This window comes from Salinilacustrithrix flava (assembly GCF_041228405.1).
GTDB classification, from domain to species: domain Bacteria; phylum Actinomycetota; class Acidimicrobiia; order Acidimicrobiales; family Salinilacustritrichaceae; genus Salinilacustrithrix; species Salinilacustrithrix flava.
Genome location: NZ_CP133888.1, coordinates 3,644,910 through 3,662,176 on the forward strand (window position 1 = coordinate 3,644,910; position 17,267 = coordinate 3,662,176).

The window sequence follows — 17,267 nt, forward strand, 5'->3', positions numbered from 1 at the left end:
GCTAGGTGAAGTCGTCGCGGCGGATCCGCACCGAGTCGCCCGACACGACGTCGACGACCCCGTCGGCGGTGAGCACGGGCACGGCCTCGCCGGACTCGATCAGCACGGTGCAGCCGTCGTGGTCCAGCGTCACCAGGAGCTGGCAGCCGTGGCGTTGCAGCCGGTACGACATCGACGACCACTCCCTCGGCAGCCGGGGGGCGAAGCGCAGGTGCTCGCCGTTGTCGGACATGCCGCTGAACCCGTGGACGAGGGCGGCCCAGACCCCGCCGGCGTTGGCGATGTGCACCCCGTCGGCGGTGTTGCCGTGGGTGTCGGCCAGGTCGAGGTAGAGCGACTGCTTGAAGTAGTCGAAGGCCAGGCCCTCGTGGCCCACCTCGGCCCCGACGATCGACTGCACGCAGGCCGACAGGGAGGAGTCGCCGGTGGTGATCGGGTCGTAGTACTCGAAGTTGCGGCGCTTCTGCTCCCGCGAGAACTGCTGACCGCGCAGGTGCATGGCCAGCACGACGTCGGCCTGCTTGAGGATCTGGAACCGGTAGATCACGAGCGGGTGGTAGTGGAGCAGCAGCGGGTACTTGTCGGGCGGCGTGCCGTCGAAGTCCCACGGCTCCCGGTCGAGGAAGCTCTCGTCCTGGGGGTGGATGCCCAGCTCCTCGTCGTAGGGCAGGTACATGGCCTCGGCGGCCCGGTGCCAGCTCTCGACCTCCTCGTCGGTGACGCCGGTGCGCCGCTGCAGCGCCTCGAGGTCCTCCCGGCTCCACTCGGCCAGGAAGTCGTAGGTCCACGCCGCGTACCGGAGGTTGAAGCGGGCCATGACGTTCGTGTACAGGTTGTCGTTCACGACGGTCGTGTACTCGTCCGGGCCGGTGACGCCGTGGATCCGGAACCGCCCGTCGACCGCACCAGAGCGACCGTTGCCGTTGTGCTCGTAGAAGCCCAGGTCGGCCCACAGCCGGGCCGTCTCGACCAGGATCTCGGCCCCCTCGTGGACGAGGAAGTCCACGTCGGCGGTGGCGTTGAGGTAGCGCTCCAGGGCGTAGGCCACCGCCGCGTTGATGTGGTACTGGGCGGTGCCGGCGGCGTAGTAGGCGGAGGCCTCCTCGCCGTTGATCGTGCGCCACGGGTAGAGCGCCCCGACCTGGCTCAGCTCCGCAGCCCGCTCCCTCGCCGCGTCGAGCATCTTCCAGCGGAAGCGGAGCAGCTTCCGGGCGACCTCGGGGTTGGTGTACGCGAGGCAGGGCAGGACGTAGACCTCGGTGTCCCAGAAGTAGTGCCCGTCGTAGCCGCCGCCGGTGACGCCCTTGGCGGCCACGCCCTGCTCGTGGGCCCGGGCCGAGGCCTGGGCCAGCTGGAACAGGTTCCAGCGCACGGCCTGCTGCACGGCGTCGTCGCCTTCGATGCAGACGTCGGTCCGCTGCCAGAAGTCGTCGAGCCACACCCGCTGCTGCTCGCGGAGACCCGCGACGCCCGTGCGGCGCGCCCGCTTGATGGTCCGGTGGCAGCGGTCGGCCAGCTCCTGGGACGGGATCCCACGCGACGAGTGGTAGGAGACGTACTTCGTCAGCCGGAACCTCTCCCCGGCTTCCGCGTGCACGGTGAACACCGTCTTGGCCAGGTCCTCGCCGACGACGGTGTCGGTCTCGTAGCCGCACGTCGTCTCGACCTCGTGGTGGTAGGCGCAGGCCAGGGTCATGCCGCTCTGCGCGCACCGGTAGCCCAGCACGACCTCGCCGCCGTCGTTCGGGTCCGCCTCGTGCCGCTGCAGCTGGGGCAGCAGGACCCGGTCCCGGAACGTCCGGCGCTGGCGCGGGTCGAAGCCCTCCCCCAGGGCCGCCGAGGTCACGTGGTACTCGTCCTCGCCGTCCTGGCGGTTGAGGAGCTGGGAGGAGATGACGACGGGCGCCGAGCCCTCCAGCATCTCGACCTCGAAGCTCAGCACCGCCAGGTGCCGGTGCTCGAGGCTGACCATGCGCTCGGAGCGGACCCGCAGCCGCTTGCCGGCCGGCGTGGTCCACACCACCTCCCGGTGGGAGATGCCGGTGCGGAAGTCGACCACTCGTTCGTAGTGCTCGAGGTCGGCCTCGCGCAGAAGCAGCGGCTCGTCGTCGACGTAGAGCTTCATCAGCTTGGCGTCGGGGACGTTCACGATGGTCTGTCCGGTGGTGGCGAACGCGACGGCGGCCTCGGCGTGGTGGATCGGCCAGGTCTCGTGGAACCCGTTCAGGAACGTGCCGTGGGAGTGGGCCTCACGGCCCTCGCTCGGGTTGGCCCGCATCCCGATGTAGCCGTTGCCGATGGCGAACAGGGACTCGGTGTGACCGAGGTCGGCGTGGTCCAGCTCGGTCTCCACCAGACGCCACGGCTCCACCGGGTAGCGGTGCCGGGGGATGGCGCTGGCGGTGGCCCGGATCTTCACCGCGCCGTCTCCGGCTCGAGCGTCTCGGCCAGGTCGTCGACGACCAGGTGGGCGCCGGCGGCCAGCAGCGCGTCGCGGTTGCCGCCCCGGTCCACGCCGAGCACGAGGCCGAAGCCACCGGCGGCCCCGGCCGCCACGCCGGACGTGGCGTCCTCGACCACCACCGCGTCGGGTGGCGCGACGCCGACCAGCTCGGCGGCGCGCAGGAACATGTCGGGCGCCGGCTTGCCGGTGATGCCCTCCTCGACGATGGTGACGCCGTCGACGACGTGCTCGAAGCGGTCGCCGAGCCCGGCGGCCTCCAGCACGGGGCGGGCGTTGCGGGACGAGGACACCACGGCTTGGGCGATCCCGTGCCGATCCAGCTCGTCCAGCACCGCCATCGTGCCCGGGTACGGGGCCACCCCGTCGCGCTCGAGCAGCTCGCGGAACAGCTCGTCCTTGCGGTTCCCCATCGCGGCCACGGTGCCGTCGCCGGGTGGGTCATCCGCCGTGCCGGCCGGCAGCTCCACGCCCCGCGACGTCAGGAACGACCGCACCCCGTCGTAGCGGGGCTTGCCGTCGACGTAGGTGAGGTAGTCCTCGCTGGTGAAGCCCCAGGGGGCGAACAGCTCGGCCCAGGCGACCTCGTGCACCGATGCCGTGGGCGTGATGACCCCGTCCAGGTCGAGCAGGACGGCGCGGTACGCCTGCCACTCGACCGTCGTCCCGCGTGCGACCATGGCGGCCGAGTGTAGGGGCGGACCCCGAGCGGATCGCTCAGCCCACGGGCACGAGGAGCTGCTCCCGTTCGTCGCCGCTCAGGGGACGTCGCGCTCGTGGACCGCGGCCTCTTCGGCGCTGACGTCCTGGCCGAGCTCGGGCGCCACGTCGTAGGTGGTGGTGTCGCTGGTGCCGACGTCGCCCACCGGCCGATCGTGGTCGGCGACACGGTCGACCTCGCGGGCCACCTCGGTGCCCTCGTCGTCGGGGCCGACGCCCTCGTCGGGGGCGACCAGGCGACCGACCCGGCCCTCCTCACCGACGAAGGACTGCTCGGGCTTCTCCCGCTGGACGCGCTCGGCGATCGGCTCGGGCACCCGTTGCCCCTGGGGAGTGACGCCGTAGTCGAAGGATGCCGCCGGCTGGTCCGGCGGGTAGCTCCCGCCGCCTGCCAGCTTGTCCTCGTCGAGCGCCTCGCTGAGTTCCTCCTCGGAGGTGGTGCCGCTGGCCCCGTTGCGAACCTCGGCCTCGGCGGCCAGCTCGTCACGATCGGCCATCAGCTCGTCTCCGGCTTGCCCTGACGCTCGCGTGCCGGGGAGCCGTGGCTCTCGTCCTCGAAGCGCTCCTCGGCGGCCTTCTCGTCGCCGCCGGTCTCCTCCAGCAGCTCGTCGGCGAGCTCGCTGTCCTGGTCGACGGCCTGGCCGAGGGACTTGTCCTCGTAGCCGGGCTCGCTCCACTTGGCGTCGGGGTCGGTGCCCGTCGGGGTGTCGGTGCCGTGGTTGCGGTCTTCGCTCATGGTGCGGTCCTTCCGTCGTGGGGGATGGACCGCGTCGCTACCCGAGTCGGCGCACGAACATGCGGTGCCGTCGGGGACCGCCGCTGCTCAGGCGGTGCCGGGCCGGCGGACGGTGCCGGAGTCGCTCACACCGACCGCGTCCAGCGCACGCCGCACGACGCCGGCGGCGCCGTCCAGGCGGACGTCGCCGCCGTGGGGCAGGAGGCGGGTGGCGAGGTCGACCCAGAGGTCGATGCCCGCCGAGGTGCACAGGCGCAGCTCGGCCAGGTCGAAGCGCACGTCGCTGATCCCGAGCGGGAGCAGCCCCTCGATGGCGCAGGAGACGGCCGGGGTGGTGCCAGCGCACAGCTCGCCGCGCAGGGCGACGTCGATGTGGGCCGGTACGGAGCCGAAGCCCGTCACGGTGATGCGGGCGACCAGGCGCGATGCGGAATCCGCGTCGGCGACGACCACCGGAGCGAGCTCCTCGGTCCAGATTCCTTGCATCACAGCTCCAACAGTCAGGCCCACGGACACTCCGGCCGGGGTTCACGGGCCTCGCCCCAGCGTAACGGTGCCCGGCGCGACCGCCAACGGGGCGGCCGGCCAGGTCGTGCCATTGGTCCACAGCACTGGCGACGTTGTCCCTTGCCCGATCGTGCCGTTCGGCGGCACGCTGCGAGAGATGGCTGACACACGCAGCGAGTGCATGGACGGCAACGAAGCCGCGGCCCGGGTCGCCTATGCGCTCAGCGAGGTGATCGCCATCTACCCGATCACCCCGGCCTCGCCGATGGCCGAGCACTGCGACGACTGGTCGGCCGCGACGCGACCCAACCGCTGGGGCACGGTCCCCGACGTGGTCGAGATGCAGTCGGAGGCCGGCGCGGCCGGCGCGCTCCACGGGGCGCTGCAGAAGGGCGCGCTCGCCACCACGTTCACCGCCTCGCAGGGCCTGCTGCTCATGGTCCCGAACATGTTCAAGATCGCCGGCGAGCTGACCCCGGCGGTCATCCACGTGGCTGCCCGCTCCATCGCCACCCACGCCCTGTCGATCTTCGGGGACCACAGCGACGTCATGTCGGTGCGCAGCACCGGCTGGGCGATGCTCGCCGCCGGCTCCGTACAGGAGGCCCACGACTTCGCGCTGGTCTCCCACGCCGCCACCCTCCGGGCCCGGGTGCCGTTCCTGCACTTCTTCGACGGGTTCCGCACCAGCCACGAGATCGACAGGATCGACGTGCTCGACGACGACGCCATCGCGTCGCTGGTCCGCGACGACGACGTGATCGCCCACCGGCTCCGGGGCATGACCCCCGAGGCCCCGTCCCTGCGGGGCACGGCCCAGAACCCCGACACGTTCTTCCAGGCCCGCGAGGCGAGCAACCCGTTCCACGACGCCGTGCCCGGGATCGTCCAGGAGGTGATGGACGAGCTCGGCGAGCAGACGGGCCGCCGCTACCGGCTCGTCGACTACCACGGCGCGCCCGACGCCGAGCGGGTCATCGTGGTGATGGGCTCCGCCTCCGGCGCCATCGAGGAGGCGGTGGACACCCTGGTGGCCCAGGGCGAGTCCGTCGGCATGCTCCGCATCCGGCTCTTCAACCCGTTCCCGGTGGAGCAGCTGGTCGCTGCGCTCCCCCCGACCGTGCGCTCCATCGCCGTGCTGGACCGCACCAAGGAGCCGGGCGCGGTGGGCGAGCCCATGTACCTCGAGGTGCTGGCCGCCCTGAGCGAGGCCATGGACGTCGACGACCCGCCGTTCGCCTCGATGCCCCGCGTCGTCGGTGGTCGCTACGGGCTGTCCTCCAAGGAGTTCACGCCGTCGATGGTCGGCACGGTCTTCGACGAGCTGGCCGCGCCTCGGCCCCGGCGCCACTTCACCGTCGGCATCTACGACGACGTGTCGCACCTGAGCCTGCCCATGGACGGCACGCTGCGCTACGACCGGCCCGAGCGCGAGGTGCAGGCGGTGTTCGTCGGCCTCGGCTCCGACGGCACGGTGGGCGCCAACAAGTCCTCGGTGAAGATCATCGGCGAGGGCACCGACCTCTACGCCCAGGGCTACTTCGTCTATGACTCCAAGAAGTCCGGCTCGGTCACCGTCTCCCACCTGCGCTTCGGACCCGAGCCGATCCGGTCCACCTACCTGGTCGACGACGCCGACTTCGTGGCCTGCCACCAGTTCGGTCTGCTCGAGAAGGTCAAGGTCCTCGACTACGCCCGCCCCGGCGCCACGCTGCTGCTCAACAGCCCGTTCGGTCCCGACGACGTGTGGGACGACCTGCCCCGCGAGGTGCAGACCCAGATCGTCGACAAGGGCATCGAGCTGTGGGTGATCGACGCCGACTCGGTCGCCCGCGACACCGGCATGGGCAACCGCATCAACACGATCATGCAGCCGTGCTTCTTCCAGCTGTCCGGCGTGCTGCCGCCGGAGGAAGCCATCGCCCGCATCAAGGGCACGGTCGAGAAGGCCTACGGCAAGCGGGGGCGCTCCGTCGTCGACCGCAACTTCGCCGCCATCGACGCCGCGCTGGACCACCTGTGCCAGGTGACCGTGCCCGACTCGGTGACCAGCACCCGCACGATGGAGCACGCCGTCCCCGACGACGCCCCCGAGTTCGTCCAGCGGGTCACGTCGCTGCTGATGCAGGGCGAGGGTGACCTGCTCCCGGTGAGCGCGATGCCCGTCGACGGCGTCTTCCCGACCGCCACCGCGCAGTACGAGAAGCGCTCGATCGCCAAGCAGATCCCGATCTGGGACCCCGACGTCTGCATCGACTGCGGCAAGTGCGCCATCGTCTGCCCGCACGCCACCATCCGCATGAAGGTGTTCGACACCGAGGCCGTGGCCGACGCCCCGGAGGACTTCATCCACAAGGCGTTCCGCTCCAAGGACCTCGCCGACCACCGCCTCACCATCCAGGTGGCCCCCGACGACTGCACCGGCTGCGGCGTGTGCGTCGACGTCTGCCCGGCCAAGTCCAAGACCGACGTGTCGCACAAGGCCATCAACATGGAGCCGGCGATGGCCCACCGCGACCTCGAGCGGGAGCGCTGGGACTTCTTCCAGACGATCCCCCACCTCGACCGCTCCCTCCTTCCCCACGACACGGTCAAGGGCTCCCAGGTGCTCGAGCCGCTGTTCGAGTTCTCCGGGGCCTGCGCCGGCTGCGGCGAGACGCCCTACATCAAGCTCGTCTCCCAGCTGTTCGGCGACCGGATGATCGTGGCCAACGCCACCGGCTGCTCGTCGATCTACGGCGGGAACCTGCCCACCACGCCGTGGACGGTGAACGGCGACGGCAGAGGCCCGGCCTGGAACAACTCCCTGTTCGAGGACAACGCCGAGTTCGGGCTCGGCATGCGCCTCGCCCTCGACGTCCAGCGGGACCAGGCGCAGACCTCGCTGCGGCGCCTCGCCCCCCAGCTCGGCGCCGACCTGGTGGCCCGCCTCCTCGACAACCCCCAGGAGACCGAGACCGACATCGCCGCGGCCCGCACGGCCGTCGACGAGCTGCGCCAGCGGCTGGCGACCCTCGTCGAGCAGCCCGACACGGCGGTGGACGCCTCGCACCTGGCTTCCCTCGTCGGCAACCTCGTCCGCCAGGGCGTGTGGCTGATGGGCGGCGACGGGTGGGCCTACGACATCGGCTTCGGTGGCCTCGACCACGTGCTCTCGACCGGGCGCAACGTCAACATCCTCGTCCTCGACACCGAGGTGTACTCCAACACCGGTGGCCAGGCGTCCAAGGCCACGCCCCGGGCCGCGGTCGCCAAGTTCGCCGCCGCCGGCAAGGGCATCGGCAAGAAGGACCTCGGCGCCATCGCCCGGGCCTACGGCAACGTCTACGTGGCCCAGATCTCGATGGGGGCCAACGAGCTGCAGACCACCAAGGCCCTGCTCGAGGCCGACGCCTGGCCCGGCCCGTCCCTGGTGATCGCCTACAGCACCTGCATCGCCCACGGCATCGACATGTCGAAGTCGATGAGCCACCAGAAGGACGCGGTGAAGAGCGGCTACTGGCCCCTCTACCGGTTCCGGCCGAGCGAGACCGAGGACGGCCAGCCGTTCGCGCTCGACTCCAAGAAGCCGACCATCCCGATCAAGGAGTTCGTCTCCTCCGAGACCCGCTTCGCCATCCTCCAGCGCACCGACCCCGAGCGGGCCGAGATGCTGGCCGAGCTGGCCCAGGCCGACGCCGACGAGCGCTGGCGCTACTACGAGCAGCTGGCCGGCATGCACCGGACGATCCCGACGCTGCACGAGCCCGAGCCCGAGCCCGGCGGCGACGTGCCGGTCGAGATCCGCAACGACGAGACGGAGCGCTGAGATGGTCGACCTCACCACCACCTACCTGGGCCTGACCCTGCGCTCGCCCATCGTGGCTTCGGCGTCGCCGATCACCGACGACCCCGACGTCGTGCGTCGGCTGGAGGCCGCCGGCGCCGGCGCGGTCGTGCTGCCCTCGCTGTTCGAGGAGGAGATCCTCCACGAGGAGTCCGAGCTCAACCGGGCCCTCGAAGCAGGCTCTGAGCACTTCGCCGAGGCGCTCGACTACTTCCCCTCCATCGACGAGCTGCCCCACGCCGGCGACCGCTACGTGGAGCGCCTGGCCCGGATCAAGGCCGTCACGTCGCTGCCGGTGATCGCCAGCCTCAACGCCACCTCCCCCGGCGGGTGGACCGACCACGCCCGCCGGCTCCAGGACGCGGGCGCCGACGCGCTCGAGCTGAACCTGTACCACCTCGCCGCCGACCCGCGGCTCGCCGCCGACGATGTCGAGGACCGAGACCTGGAGATCATCACCGCCGTGCGCGAGGAGATCGACATCCCGCTCGCGGTGAAGCTCAGCCCCTACTACTCGGCGATGGCCGGCTTCGCCCAGGACGTCGTGCGGGCGGGGGCGGACGGCCTGGTGCTGTTCAACCGCTTCTACCAGCCGGACCTGGATCTGGAGAGCCTCACGGTCGTGCCCCGCGTCGAGCTGAGCAGCCCGTCCGAGCTGCGGCTGCCACTGCGCTGGATCGCCATCTTGTCCCCGCACCTCCGGGGCCGGGCGTCGCTGGCGGCCACCTCCGGCGTGGCCGGCGGCACCGACGTGGTGAAGGCCCTGCTGGTCGGGGCCGATGTGGCCATGACCACCTCGGCGCTGCTGCGCCACGGCCCCGAGCACGTCGCGGTGCTCGAGTCCGAGCTGCTGGCCTGGCTGACCGAGCGGGAGTACGAGTCGGTCACCCAGCTCCGGGGCAGCGCCAACCACTCCACCTCGGGCGACCCGGCCGCCTTCGAGCGCGCCGGCTACGTGCGGACCCTGCACTCGTGGGCCGCGCCGCACGACCTCACGCCGTCGTCGCCGTCGAGCTGAGGGAACAGGCGGGTCGGCGGAAGCGTTGCCTTGGGAGCACCCAGGTCGTAGACCTGGGCCGACGAAGACGACCCCTGCGAAAGGACCACTTCGATGAGCATCCACCTGGGTGACGAGGCCCCGAACTTCACCGCCGACACGACCGAGGGTGAGATCGACTTCCACGAGTGGAAGAAGGACAGCTGGGCGATGCTGTTCAGCCACCCGGCCGACTTCACGCCCGTGTGCACCACCGAGCTCGGCCGCACCGCGCAGATGAAGGACGACTTCGCCAAGCGCAACACCAAGGTCCTGGCCCTCTCGGTCGACGACGTCGCCTCCCACAACGGCTGGGCGCCCGACATCGGCGAGGTGGGCGGCACCGACCTCAACTTCCCGATCATCGCCGATCCGGACAAGAAGGTCGCCGAGCTCTACGACATGATCCACCCCGGCGAGGGCGACACGTCCACGGTGCGCTCGGTCTTCATCATCGACCCGGCGAACAAGGTGCGCCTCACGCTGACGTACCCCAAGTCCGTCGGCCGCAACTTCGACGAGCTGCTCCGCGTCGTCGGCGCCCTCCAGCTCACCGACTCCGCACCGGTGGCCACCCCGGCCGACTGGACCCAGGGCGAGAAGGTCATCGTGTCGCCCGGGATGTCCACCGAGGACGCCAAGGAGCGCTTCGGTGCCGACAAGGTCGAAGAGGTCAAGCCCTACCTCCGCTGGACCGACGACCCCAGCTGAGCCGTGGATGGTGAGGGGCATGCCCGGGTAGGTCCCGGAGCATGCCCCTCCTCCAGGTCATCGTCGCCAGCACCCGACCCGGCCGGGTCGGCCGGACCGTCGCCGAGTGGTTCGCCGCCGAGGCCGAGGGCCACGCCGGCTTCGACGTCGAGCTCGTGGACCTCGCCGAGGTCGACCTCCCGCTGTTCGACGAGCCCAAGCACCCCCGGCTGCAGCAGTACGAGCACGACCACACCCGCCGCTGGTCCGACACCATCAGCCGCGGTGACGCGTTCGCCTTCGTCATGCCGGAGTACAACTTCGACGGTGCCGATCCCCTTCATCCACGACCGGGTGCAGGACGGGAGCCTCGAGGCCAACGACCCGATGCGCAGCGGCGCAGCCGGCGCCCTGAACGCGCTGGCCGGGGCCATCTGAGGCGACGTCCCCGGAACTTGGTGACATAGGACCCCGGTAACCGCCGGATTCCGGAGCGAGAGTGTCCCCATGGATCGCCTCGTCGCTGGGGGGCCGTGGTTCCGACGCCACCCGCACTACGCCGCAATGGTCACGGCCGCCCTGTTCGCGGTCGTGACCGCGCTGCGCCTGGTGGGTTCGAGCGAGGCCGACGCCACCGGCCTGCTCTACGCCCTCCCCATCGCCCTCGCCGCGATGGCCTTCGGTCTGGTCGTGGGCACCACCGCCGCCCTGTCCGCCGCCGGGCTGCTCGTCGCCTGGTCCGCCTCGCACCCCGAGGTCTCGGTGAGCGCCCTCGGCTGGGCATCCCGGATCGTGCCGCTCGTGCTGCTCGGCGTGCTCGTCGGTGCTGCCGCGGACGCGGTGGAGGACGCGAGCGCCGCTCGGCTCGCGCTCGCGGTCGCCGCCACCCGCCGCCGCGACGCTGCGGAGGTCAACGACGAGATCCTGCAGCGCCTCACGGTCGCCAAGTGGCGCCTGGAGGCCGGCTCGGGTGACGACGCCGCGGCCCTGCTGGACGAGGCGATGACCCAGGCCCAGCACCTCGTCTCCTCCCTGCTCGAGGACGTGGAGCTCGAGGAGCGGCTCCGAGTGCGAACGCCCACCGGTGAGGCGGTCGTCTAGGTCCGAGGGCGTCAGCCCGGTTCGCGCAGCGCCCGGAACAGCCCGTCGCCGAGCACCTCGAAGGCCTCCCCGATCAGCGCCTGCAGGTCCCGGCTGCCGTCCTCGGCCAGCCACTCGTCGATGGCGACCCGGATGGCGGCCATGACGGCCCCGGCCACCACCCGCGAGTGCAGACCGGGGCCGGTGGTGTCCTGGAGCCGGTCGGCGAGCAGCTCGGCGAAGGTCTCCTCCCACACCGCTTGGTGCTCCAGGCCGCGGGCCAGGATCGAGGGGTGGTCCTGGGCGATGCGGCGCATGGCCACGAAGTCGGACCGCTCGGCCTCGTAGCTGGCGGCGAGCGCCTCCAGGGAGTGGCGCAGCGAGCGCAGCACCGGCTCGTCCGGGGCGCGGGCCACGAACGCATCCCGCAGCTCCTCGAGGTGCTCGTCCGCCCGCCCGATGAGCACGTCCTCCTTGGTCGGGAAGTAGCGGAAGAACGTGCTTCGGGAGATCTCGGCCCGCTCGGCGATGTCGTCGACGGTGACGTGCTCGAAGCCCCGCTCGTCGAACAGCTCGAGCGCGATCCGCTGGAACCGCCGACGGACCTGCTGCTTCTTGCGCTCCCGCAGCGACACCTTCCCCGGCTCGGACACGTCCCCATCCTCGCACCACCCCGCGACCCCCGGATGTGACACATGTGACACTCGGTGACGATTGATACGCAGTTTCACTTTCCTAGGCTCGTCCTGACCGTTCCGGACCGGAGGCGAAGACATGCGTTGGTGGCTGCAGACGATGGCACGGGCAGTCGAGCGCCGTCCGGGGATCACCCTCGCGTTCCTCGCCGTCATGACCGTGGTGCTCGGCGGCTTCGCCGCCGGCCAGACCACCGACACCGAGCTGACCTCGTTCGCCCCCGACAGCGAGCTGGCCGACGCCTTCGACCGGATCCAGGAGGACTTCGCCACCGGCGGCGCCCGCGTCCAGGTCGTCGTGGACGCCGGGCCCAGCGGCAACGTGCTCGACCCCGCCGGGATCGAGGCCGCCGAGCAGGTCGAGGCCGTGGCCCGCGCCAGCGACATCCCCCTCGCCGACGGGCGACGCGGCGTCGCCTCCTTCGCCGCGGCCGTGCAGGCCGACGGGGTCTCCCCCGCCGCGGCCAGCCTCCTCTCGCGCGACCTCGATCCGGCCACCGCCTCGGCCCGGGCCGGGCTCGTCGTCGTCGAGCTCGACCCCGCCCTGCCCGACGCCGACGCCCAGGAGGCGACCCTCGACCTCGCCGAGCAGCTCGAGGTCGTCGACGTCGCCGGCATCGACGTGGACCCCTTCGGCGCCGCCATCCTCAGCGACGCCCTGCAGGCCGAGTCCGAGGACGAGATGCCGCGGCTGCTCAGCCTCTCCCTGTTCCTCATCGTCGCCATCCTCTTCCTGCAGTTCCGCACCGTCAGCGACGTCGTCCTCGGCTTCGTCGGCCTCATCGTCACGATCACCTGGATGTTCGGCTTCGCCGTCGTCCTCGGCCCCGACCACCTCGGCCTCGTCGGCAACTTCACCCAGATCTCCACGATCGTCCCGGTGCTCCTGATCGGTCTCGGCATCGACTACGCCATCCACCTCACGTCCCGCTACCGGGAGGAGCAGCGCCACGGGCTCGCCCCGCCCGACGCCGCCGCGATGGCCGTGCGCACCGTCGGCGGCGCCCTGGTGCTCGCCACGCTGACCACGGTGGTCGGGTTCCTCACCAACCTGGTGTCCCCGCTGCCCCCGATCGCCGACTTCGGCGTGTTCACCGCCGTCGGCGTGACCTCAGCACTCGTGGTCATGACCCTGCTCGTCCCCAGCGCCCGGCGCCTCCTCGACGATCGCCCCCGGGCGCTGGCCCGGGCCACCCGTCGCCGCCGGCGCGAGCGCTCCGGGACGAACGGGCTGGCCGCCTTCATGGGCCGCACGGCCGCCGTGGCCGAGCGGGCACCCCGGCTCACGCTCGCCATCGCCCTCGTGGTCACCGTCGTCGCCGGTGGCGCCGGCAGCCAGATCGAGACCTCGTTCAGCCAGGACGACTTCGTGCCGGCCGACTCCGAGCCCGGCATGCTCATCGACAAGCTCGACACCCTCTTCGGCGGCGACCTGTCCGAGTCCACCTTCGTGCTGATCGACGGCGACGTCACCGACGCCGAGCTGGCCGCCGCCATCGCCGAGGCGCCTGAGCTGCTCGCCGGCGTCGAGGACGTGCGGTCCCAGGCCGGCGCCGCCCAGGTCAGCCGGCTGCCGGACACCGGACCGGACGTGGCCGCCCTGATGATCGCGACGACCGCCGGCCAGGACCGGGCCGAGGCCCTCGCCAGCGACCTCGACGCCGCCCTCGTACCGATCCGCGACGCCGGGGGCACGACCACCGTCGTGTCCGAGTCCCTGGTGCTGGACGAGACCCTCGATGCCCTCACCGCCAGCCAGACCCAGGGCATCGCCATCACGCTGCTCGGCGCCCTGACGCTGCTCATCGCCTACTTCGGCGTGGTGGAGCGCAAGCCGCTGCTCGGGGCCATCACGATGGTCCCCTCCATCGCCGTCGTCGGCTGGGTGCTCGGCACCATGGTGCTGCTCGACATCAGCTTCAACGTGCTGACCGCCATGGTGGCGTCGCTCGCCATCGGCATCGGCGTGCCCTTCGGCATCCACGTGACCCACCGGTTCATGGAGGACCGCCGCCGCTACGAGACGATCGACGAGGCCATCCGCCAGACCGTCACCCACACCGGCGGCGCCATGGCCGGGTCGGCGGCCACCACCGCGGCCGGCTTCGGCGTCCTGGCCTTCGCCTCGCTGCTCCCGATGCAGCAGTTCGGCATCATCGTGGCGGTCACGATCGTGTACTCGCTGCTCGCGTCGGTGCTGATCCAGCCGTCGTGCCTCAAGCTGTGGGGCGAGTGGCGGGTCCGCCGGGGCGAGCAGGCCGAGCTGCACGAGCACGAGGAGCGCCGCGTGCTCGAGCCCGTCGGGTAGCCCCCGGGCGTCTGGCAGCGGCTGCGGAACAGCTGGCTCAGAGGTGCTCGGCCACGACCTCGGCGATGAGCCGGGCGGTGCGGTCCGCCTCGGCCTTCCACGACCGGGCTGCGTCCTCCGATGCGGTGTCGGAGACGACCTTGACCATGCGGCACTCGACCTCGGCGGCGGCGCAGGCCCGGGCGACGGCGAAGCCCTCCATGTCGACGAGGTGGGCCCGCTCGGCCAGGGCGAGGCGCACGGTCGGGTCGGACACGAAGGCGTCGCCGGTGGCGAGGGTGGTCGGCTCCCCCGGGTCGAGCACGATCTCGCCGATGCTGTCCTCCCCGGTGAGGGTGCGCAGGAAGGCGTGGTCGACGTCGTGCTCGAGCACCCGGCCGATCCGGTGGGCGCCCTCGAACCCGTCCCGCAGGGCGCCGGCGGTGCCGACGTTGAGCACGAACGACGGGCGGTGCTCGGCGATCGCCCGGGTCACCGCGACGGCGGCCGACACCTTGCCGATGCCGGTGAGCACCACGTCGAGGCCCCGCAGGTGGGCGGCCTCGGTGCCGATGGCGACCACGACGAGCGGCGAGCCGGTCATCGGTAGGTGAGCAGCGACACGTGCTCGTGCCCGGCCAGCTTGTCGGCGCCGCCGAGGAACGCCAGCTCGATGACGAAGCCGAGGCCGACCACCGTCGCGCCCGAGCGCTCGACCAGCGCCACCGTGGCCGCTGCCGTCCCGCCGGTTGCGATCACGTCGTCGATGACGAGGACCAGGTCACCGGCGCCGACGGCGTCGGCGTGGATCTCCAGCCGGTCGGTGCCGTACTCGAGCGCGTACTCCTCGGAGTCCGTGGCCCGGGGCAGCTTGCCCGGCTTGCGCACGGGCACGAACCCGGCGCCGAGGTGCAGGGCGACCGGTGCGCCGATGAGGAACCCGCGGGCCTCCATGCCGACCACCTTCGTGATCCCCCGCCCGGCGAAGGGCTCGGCCAGGGACCGCACCGCGTAGGCGAAGCCGGCCGGATCGGCGAGCAGGGGCGTGATGTCCTTGAAGACCACGCCGGGCTCGGGCCAGTCGGGGACGTCGCGGATGTGGGGTTCGAGGTGCACCGATGCCGACACCGGAGGCAATGTACGGGACCCGCCCGACCCCGAACGATGGAGCCCGTCGATGCCCAAGGCCGCCGACCTGTGACGCTCACCGGCCTCGAGCCCGAGCTGGAGCGGGCCCTGGACCTGGCCGGCGTGCTGGTGTTCGCCCTGTCGGGCGCCTCCCTCGCGGTACGCCGGCACTTCGACCTGGTCGGCATCCTGGTCCTCGCCACCGTCACCGGCCTCGGCGGGGGCATCCTGCGCGACACCATGCTCGGCCAGTTGCCGCCCGTCGCCCTGCGCGACCAGCTCTACCTGGCCGTGCCCCTGGTGGCGACCGCCTTCGTGCTCGTCGCGCACCACCTGGTGGAGCGGATGCACCGCCCCGTGCTGGCCTTCGACGCCGCCGGGCTCGGCCTGTTCTGCGTGGTCGGTTCGGCCAAGGCGCTCGACGCCGGCCTCGGCGTGCTGCCGTCGGTCCTGCTCGGCACCATGACCGCGGTGGGCGGCGGGGTCATCCGCGACGTCCTGGCCCGGGAGGTCCCCACCGTCTTCAAGGCCGACAGCGCCCTCTACGCGATCCCGGCGACCCTCGGGGCCGCGGCAACCGCGGCGGTGTGGTCCCAGGACGCCCTCGACGCCCCACAGGCCGGGGCCATCGCCGCGGCGGTGCTGGTCGTGCGCCTCCTCGCCATCCGCCGTGGCTGGCGAGCACCGACCGCCAAGCTGCGCGCCTGACCGTCCTCAGAGGTTTTTCGAAGGTGGCTGATCCACGCTCGGTCGAGGCCGAGCCCAGGCCAGCCGCCGGTCGTACGGAGGACGAGGACCATGCCGACCCAGATGAGCCGCCGCGCAGCGCTCAAGCTCACCGCCGCCGGACTGGCCGGCATCGCCGTCGGGCCGCGGGTCGGCGTGTTCGATGCCTTCGGGATCACGGCCTCCTACGCCACCCAGACCTCGCTCTCGCTCACGATGCGCGAGTGCCTCGTCGAGATGGTCGATCGCACCCGCGTCTACATGTGGTCCTTCGACAGTCCCCAGGCCGGGCTGCGGGTCCCCGGGCCGGTCATCTACGCACGAGATGGGGATCCCGTCGTCATCGACGTGACGAACGAGCTCCCGGGCGTCCACGCCTTCGCCGTGCAGGGCGTCGTCGACAGCGGCCCCATCGAGCCCGGGCAGACGGTGCGGGTGTCGTTCCCTGCGCCGGCCGCCGGCACCTACCTCTACCTCGATCCCCTCCGGGCGCCGATGCACCGGGCCATGGGCCTCGCCGGGGTGCTCGTCGTCCTGCCGGAAGATGCATCCACGCCCTACACCGACCCCACGACCGCGGTGCGGAACCTCTTCGAGGACCTCGGGACGAGCTACCAGTTCCCCGGCCACCCCTGGGTCCCGGAGCGGACCTGGATCTGGGCGTTCTCCACCGCCGATCCGGTCGCCCACGATCGGATCCGCCAGGATCCCGGCCTCTCGCCGGAGGCGTTCCTCGACGACTACGTCCCGACGTACTTCATGATCAACGGCAAGAGCGGGTTCTTCTCGGCCCACGATCGAGCGATCGCGCCGCACGGCCGCGTCGGCCAGCCCGCGCTGCTGCGCACCGCCAACGTCGGCCTCGCGACCCACTCGCCCCACATCCACGGGAACCACGTCTACGTCCTCGCCGAGGGCGGCCGGACCCACGACAACGTGTTCGCACTCGACACCTGGCGGGTCCCCCCGCTGCACACCGCCGACGTGGTGCTGCCGTTCGTGCGTCCGCCTGACGCCTGGCCGTGGCCGCCGAGCGACCCCACGGTGTGGACCTCGGACCTGGCCGGAGACGGCATGGTCGGGATGGTCTACCCGATGCACTGCCACATGGAGCTCTCGCAGCTGGCGAACGGCGGCAACTACCCCCAGGGGTTGATCACCCACTGGGTCCTGGAGGGTGACCTCGTGGAGGGGCCGCCGCCGACGACGAGCACCACCACGACCACGACGTCCACCTCGACGAGCACCACCACCAGCACGAGCACCACCGCGCCCACCACCACGACGACCACCACCACGACGCCACCGGGGAAGCCCGGGAAGCCTCCCGACAAGCCCGACAAGCCCGGGAAGCCCCGGGACCGGTAGTCCAGAC

Annotated in this window: 15 protein-coding genes and 1 pseudogene; 8 read left to right on the plus strand and 8 right to left on the minus strand. The window is 71.7% G+C overall.

Annotated features, from left to right (window positions below):
* Window position 1 precedes the first annotated feature (1 nt).
* The 5 genes from RGQ06_RS17885 to RGQ06_RS17905 all read right to left on the minus strand — a co-directional run bounded on the left by RGQ06_RS17885 (window position 2) and on the right by RGQ06_RS17905 (window position 4,403).
* A complete protein-coding gene (locus RGQ06_RS17885; RefSeq protein WP_432427740.1) occupies window positions 2-2,419 on the minus strand; it encodes a glycoside hydrolase family 65 protein in 2,418 nt (805 codons plus the stop codon).
* Window positions 2,416-3,141, minus strand: coding sequence for a beta-phosphoglucomutase family hydrolase (locus RGQ06_RS17890; RefSeq protein ID WP_432427741.1), 726 nt, complete (start codon window positions 3,139-3,141; stop codon window positions 2,416-2,418). The genes RGQ06_RS17885 and RGQ06_RS17890 overlap by 4 nt, the downstream gene beginning before the upstream one ends.
* Before the next feature lie 78 nt (window positions 3,142-3,219).
* The gene (locus tag RGQ06_RS17895; RefSeq protein WP_432427742.1) at window positions 3,220-3,678 is read right to left on the minus strand and encodes a hypothetical protein; all 459 of its coding nucleotides are present in this window, start codon (window positions 3,676-3,678) and stop codon (window positions 3,220-3,222) included.
* A complete protein-coding gene (locus RGQ06_RS17900; protein ID WP_432427743.1) occupies window positions 3,678-3,917 on the minus strand; it encodes a hypothetical protein in 240 nt (79 codons plus the stop codon). Before RGQ06_RS17900 ends, RGQ06_RS17895 begins: the two co-directional genes overlap by 1 nt.
* 87 nt (window positions 3,918-4,004) lie before the next feature.
* Window positions 4,005-4,403 carry an STAS domain-containing protein gene (locus RGQ06_RS17905; RefSeq protein WP_432428232.1) on the minus strand — a complete coding sequence of 133 codons (399 nt, stop codon included), beginning with the start codon at window positions 4,401-4,403 and terminating at the stop codon, window positions 4,005-4,007.
* Window positions 4,404-4,581: 178 nt separating this feature from the next.
* Here RGQ06_RS17905 and nifJ point away from each other — a divergent pair, with 178 nt between their 5' ends.
* From nifJ to RGQ06_RS17930, 5 genes and pseudogenes are all read left to right on the plus strand, one after another.
* The gene (gene nifJ, locus RGQ06_RS17910) at window positions 4,582-8,232 is read left to right on the plus strand and encodes a pyruvate:ferredoxin (flavodoxin) oxidoreductase (protein WP_432427744.1); all 3,651 of its coding nucleotides are present in this window, start codon (window positions 4,582-4,584) and stop codon (window positions 8,230-8,232) included.
* 1 nt (window position 8,233) lies between these two features.
* Window positions 8,234-9,268 (plus strand): dihydroorotate dehydrogenase-like protein, encoded by a 1,035-nt coding sequence (locus RGQ06_RS17915; protein ID WP_432427745.1) that lies wholly within the window; start codon window positions 8,234-8,236, stop codon window positions 9,266-9,268.
* A gap of 93 nt (window positions 9,269-9,361) precedes the next feature.
* The gene (locus tag RGQ06_RS17920; protein WP_432427746.1) at window positions 9,362-9,997 is read left to right on the plus strand and encodes a peroxiredoxin; all 636 of its coding nucleotides are present in this window, start codon (window positions 9,362-9,364) and stop codon (window positions 9,995-9,997) included.
* 41 nt (window positions 9,998-10,038) lie between these two features.
* Window positions 10,039-10,299: pseudogene (locus RGQ06_RS17925) on the plus strand (NADPH-dependent FMN reductase); the annotation flags it as partial.
* A 184-nt stretch (window positions 10,300-10,483) separates the two neighbouring features.
* Window positions 10,484-11,077, plus strand: a complete 594-nt coding sequence (locus RGQ06_RS17930) for a hypothetical protein (RefSeq protein WP_432427747.1) — start codon at window positions 10,484-10,486, stop codon at window positions 11,075-11,077.
* Window positions 11,078-11,088: 11 nt separating this feature from the next.
* On the opposite strand, the gene RGQ06_RS17935 is transcribed toward RGQ06_RS17930, so the two are convergent.
* The gene (locus RGQ06_RS17935; protein WP_432427748.1) at window positions 11,089-11,709 is read right to left on the minus strand and encodes a TetR family transcriptional regulator; all 621 of its coding nucleotides are present in this window, start codon (window positions 11,707-11,709) and stop codon (window positions 11,089-11,091) included.
* A gap of 142 nt (window positions 11,710-11,851) precedes the next feature.
* On the opposite strand from RGQ06_RS17935, the gene RGQ06_RS17940 reads away from it, so the two are divergent.
* The gene (locus RGQ06_RS17940) at window positions 11,852-14,059 is read left to right on the plus strand and encodes an efflux RND transporter permease subunit (RefSeq protein ID WP_432427749.1); all 2,208 of its coding nucleotides are present in this window, start codon (window positions 11,852-11,854) and stop codon (window positions 14,057-14,059) included.
* A 37-nt stretch (window positions 14,060-14,096) separates the two neighbouring features.
* On the opposite strand, the gene RGQ06_RS17945 is transcribed toward RGQ06_RS17940, so the two are convergent.
* Window positions 14,097-14,642: a nucleosidase gene (locus tag RGQ06_RS17945; RefSeq protein WP_432427750.1), complete on the minus strand. Its 546-nt coding sequence runs from the start codon at window positions 14,640-14,642 to the stop codon at window positions 14,097-14,099.
* Window positions 14,639-15,166 carry an adenine phosphoribosyltransferase gene (locus RGQ06_RS17950; protein WP_432427751.1) on the minus strand — a complete coding sequence of 176 codons (528 nt, stop codon included), beginning with the start codon at window positions 15,164-15,166 and terminating at the stop codon, window positions 14,639-14,641. Before RGQ06_RS17950 ends, RGQ06_RS17945 begins: the two co-directional genes overlap by 4 nt.
* A 69-nt stretch (window positions 15,167-15,235) precedes the next feature.
* Here RGQ06_RS17950 and RGQ06_RS17955 point away from each other — a divergent pair, with 69 nt between their 5' ends.
* Together RGQ06_RS17955 and RGQ06_RS17960 are read left to right on the plus strand one after the other, a co-directional pair.
* Window positions 15,236-15,874, plus strand: coding sequence for a trimeric intracellular cation channel family protein (locus RGQ06_RS17955; RefSeq protein ID WP_432427752.1), 639 nt, complete (start codon window positions 15,236-15,238; stop codon window positions 15,872-15,874).
* Between the two features lie 102 nt (window positions 15,875-15,976).
* Window positions 15,977-17,260, plus strand: coding sequence for a multicopper oxidase domain-containing protein (locus RGQ06_RS17960; RefSeq protein ID WP_432427753.1), 1,284 nt, complete (start codon window positions 15,977-15,979; stop codon window positions 17,258-17,260).
* The last annotated feature ends 7 nt before the right edge of the window (window positions 17,261-17,267 follow it).